We start from the raw sequence: 2,841 nt of genomic DNA, 5'->3' as shown, positions 1-2,841 counted from the left end.
GACCCTCTGGGGCGACACGACGCGCGTCCCCGCGCCCCGGAGCGCTCCCGCGCGGTGGGGGTGGCCGGAGCGCCGGGGGCGACGTTGCGGGCCGTGCACACGTGGAGCGACCTGCTGTCGGACCGGACGCGGCTCGGGCTCGACCGGGCGCGGGCCGCCGAGGAGGGGGAGCGGTTGCTCGCCGAGCGGCTCGCCGGGTGGAGCAGCGGGTACCCCTCGGTCACCGTCGAGCGGGTCGTGGAGCACGACCGGCCCGTCCGCGCCCTGTTGCGGCACGCGGCCAGGGCGCGTCTCCTGGTTGTCGGCAGCCGGGGTCGCGAGCTCGCGGGTTCGGGGATGCTGCTCGGCTCGACCAGCCGGGCGCTGGTCCACCACTCGCCGTGCCCGCTGGCCGTGGTCCGGCCGGTCGGGGCGTCGCGCTGACCCGCCGCCCGCGGGGCGTCGGGAGGCGCTGAGGAAAGGGGTCGCTATGGGCAACAGGATCGTCGTCGGGGTGGACGGGTCGCCCGCCAGCGCGGACGCGCTGCGGTGGGCGGTGGAGGAGGCCGGGCAGCGCGGGTGCTCGGTCGACGCGGTCATCGTGTGGCAGATCGACCCCGGCATGGTGCTCGGGCCGGTCAGCGGCGCGGAGGCGCTCGCCATCGACCCGGAGACCACCCGCGAGGGCTACATGCGGCTGCTGGAGTCGATGGTCGCGCAGTTCGACGTGAACAAGGTGTTCATGGAGGGCGAGCCCGGCCGGGTGCTGGTGGAGGCGTCCAAGGACGCGGACCTGCTGGTGGTCGGCAGCCGGGGGCGCGGACTGCTGCGCGAGGCGCTCACCGGGTCGGTCAGCTCGTACTGCGTGCACCACGCGGAGTGCCCGGTGGTGGTCTTGCGCGAGCGCGAGCCCGCGCACGCGTGACGGCGCCCCCGGTCCCCACCGGCGTCAGCCCGACGGGTGGTTCTGCTTGCTCTTGCGGGTGAACTTGCGGTGCTCGGCCGAGCGCAGGACCAGGCGGGCCACCTCGCCGGGGTGCGCCACCGGGCCGAGCGCGCGGCTGCCCGCGCTCCAGCCCCGGTCCTCGCTCCAGCGCAGCGGACCCGCGTCCGTGACCAGCTCGGCCCGCACGGGCGAGCACGGCCTGATGTCCACCGCCAGGGTCAGCACGTCGACGCCTGCGCCGCGCAACGTGTCGAGCACCGCGTCCAGGTAGCGGGTCGCGCTGACCGCGGTGTGCGCGCGGGTGGCCATGGTTCCTCCCGGTTCGTCCAGGAGTCGATTCTCCGAGCGCGGGGCCGGTGCGGTGGAGAGGCGAAGGTCCCCGCGGACGCGGGTCCTTCCCGGTGGGCCGACCGCACGGTTGCGGGAACCGGAGGGCTAGAGCCAGCCGCTCTCCTCGGCGATCCGGACCGCCTCGGCGCGGGTGCGCGCGCCGGTCTTGCCGATCGCGGCCGACAGGTGGTTGCGGACCGTGCCCTCCGACAGGCCGACGCCCTTCGCCAGGTCGGCGACCGTGCCGCCGTCGCGGGCCAGCGCCAGCACGTCGCGCTCCCTGGCGGTCAGCGGGCCGGCGCCCTGGGCGAGGGACTCGGCCGCCAGGTCCGGGTCGACCACGCGCAGGCCCGCGTGGACCCGGCGCACCGCGTCCACCAGCTGCTCGGGCGAGGCGTCCTTGACCACGAACCCGGCCGCGCCCGCCGCCATCGCCCGCGCCAGGTAGCCGGGGCGGCCGAAGGTCGTGCACACGATCACCCGGCAGCGCGGGAGCCGCTCGTGCAGCAGGGCCGCCGCCTCAAGGCCGTCCAGTCCGGGCATCTGCACGTCCAGCAGCGCCACGTCCGGCTCCGCCCGCAGCGCCTCGGGCAGCACCTCGTCGCCGGAGCCGACCGAGGCGACCACCTCGATGTCCGGCTCCATGCCCAGCATCGCCGCGAACGCCCCGCGCACCAGCGCCTGGTCGTCGGCCAGCAGCACCCTGATCACGCCGTCCCCCCGTCCCGGACCTCCGCGCGCAGCCGGTACCCGCCCGCGACCGGTCCCGCCTCCAGCGCCCCGCCGACCTCGGCCAGCCGCTCCCGCAACCCCGCCACCCCGCTCCCCGGTTGCCCGGCGCCCGCGCCGCGCCCGTCGTCCACGACCTCAATCCACCGCGCGCCCAGGCGCACCGAGCAGGTGCGGGCCGCCGAGTGCCGCAGCACGTTCGTCACCGCCTCCCGCAGCACGTACCCGAACACCCCCTGCAGCTCCGGCGCGACGTTGTCCACCGCGCTCGGCAGGTCCGCCTCGATCCCGGCCGCCCGCAGCGCCGCCCCTGCCGCCACCAGCTCACCGGCCAGCGCCACCTCCCGGTACCCGCCGACCGTCGCCCGCACGTCCCCGAGCGCCTGCCTGGCCAGGGCCTCCAGCTCCCCGACCTCGCCGAGCGCCCGGTCGACCTCGCCGCGCTCCAGCAGCCGCCGCGCCAGCCCGGCCTTCACGGTCACCGTGGTGAGGCTGTGCCCGAGGATGTCGTGCAGGTCCCGCCCGAGCCGGTGCCGCTCCTCGGCGGCGGCCAGCGCGGCGATCTCCACCCGCGCCCGCGCCAGCTCCCGCCGGGTCCGCACCAGCCGGACCACGGCGGCGAACCCCACGACCAGCGAGCCCAGCGCCGCCACCAGGTGCACCGGCTGCCCTGACCCGGCCGCCCGCCACAGCAGACCCGCGACCAGCGCGGCGGCGGCCGTCCCGTTCATGGTCAGCGCGAGCCTGGCGGGCAGCGCGATCGAGGCGGTGCCGAGCACGTGGACCAGCAGCGCGGCCGAGTCCAGGCCGGTCACCGCGATCACGAGCAGGCCCCAGACCACCAGCGCGCCCAGCAG

5 protein-coding genes are annotated in these 2,841 nt (G+C 77.1%); 2 read left to right on the top strand and 3 right to left on the bottom strand.

The window, feature by feature from the left end:
* Together ACTUAL_RS10775 and ACTUAL_RS10770 are read left to right on the top strand one after the other, a co-directional pair.
* The coding region (locus ACTUAL_RS10775) for a universal stress protein (RefSeq protein WP_440900150.1) at positions 1-423 on the top strand (423 nt) is incomplete at its 5' end.
* A gap of 46 nt (positions 424-469) precedes the next feature.
* Entirely contained in the window at positions 470-904 is a 435-nt protein-coding gene (locus ACTUAL_RS10770; protein ID WP_096492467.1) for a universal stress protein, read from the top strand.
* A 24-nt stretch (positions 905-928) separates the two neighbouring features.
* Here the strand turns inward: ACTUAL_RS10770 and ACTUAL_RS10765 are convergent, their stop codons facing one another.
* The 3 genes from ACTUAL_RS10765 to ACTUAL_RS10755 form a co-directional block, all read right to left on the bottom strand.
* Complete coding sequence (locus tag ACTUAL_RS10765) at positions 929-1,234, bottom strand: hypothetical protein (protein WP_096492468.1); 306 nt, start codon at positions 1,232-1,234, stop codon at positions 929-931.
* Positions 1,235-1,360: 126 nt separating this feature from the next.
* Entirely contained in the window at positions 1,361-1,966 is a 606-nt protein-coding gene (locus tag ACTUAL_RS10760; protein WP_440900149.1) for a response regulator transcription factor, read from the bottom strand.
* Positions 1,963-2,841: sensor histidine kinase (locus ACTUAL_RS10755; RefSeq protein WP_440900148.1), on the bottom strand; the 879-nt coding region annotated here is incomplete at its 5' end. The genes ACTUAL_RS10760 and ACTUAL_RS10755, both read right to left, overlap by 4 nt.

The organism is Actinosynnema sp., assembly GCF_052038725.1.
The sequence above is the reverse complement of the archived record's forward strand: the minus strand, read 5'-3'. Positions and strand labels throughout refer to the sequence as shown.

Excerpts from the sequence above, each read along its gene's own strand:
- ACTUAL_RS10765 (WP_096492468.1), bottom strand. The coding sequence starts at position 1,234 with ATGGCCACCCGCGCGCACACCGCGGTCAGCGCGACCCGCTACCTGGAC.
- ACTUAL_RS10770 (WP_096492467.1), top strand. The coding sequence starts at position 470 with ATGGGCAACAGGATCGTCGTCGGGGTGGACGGGTCGCCCGCCAGCGCG.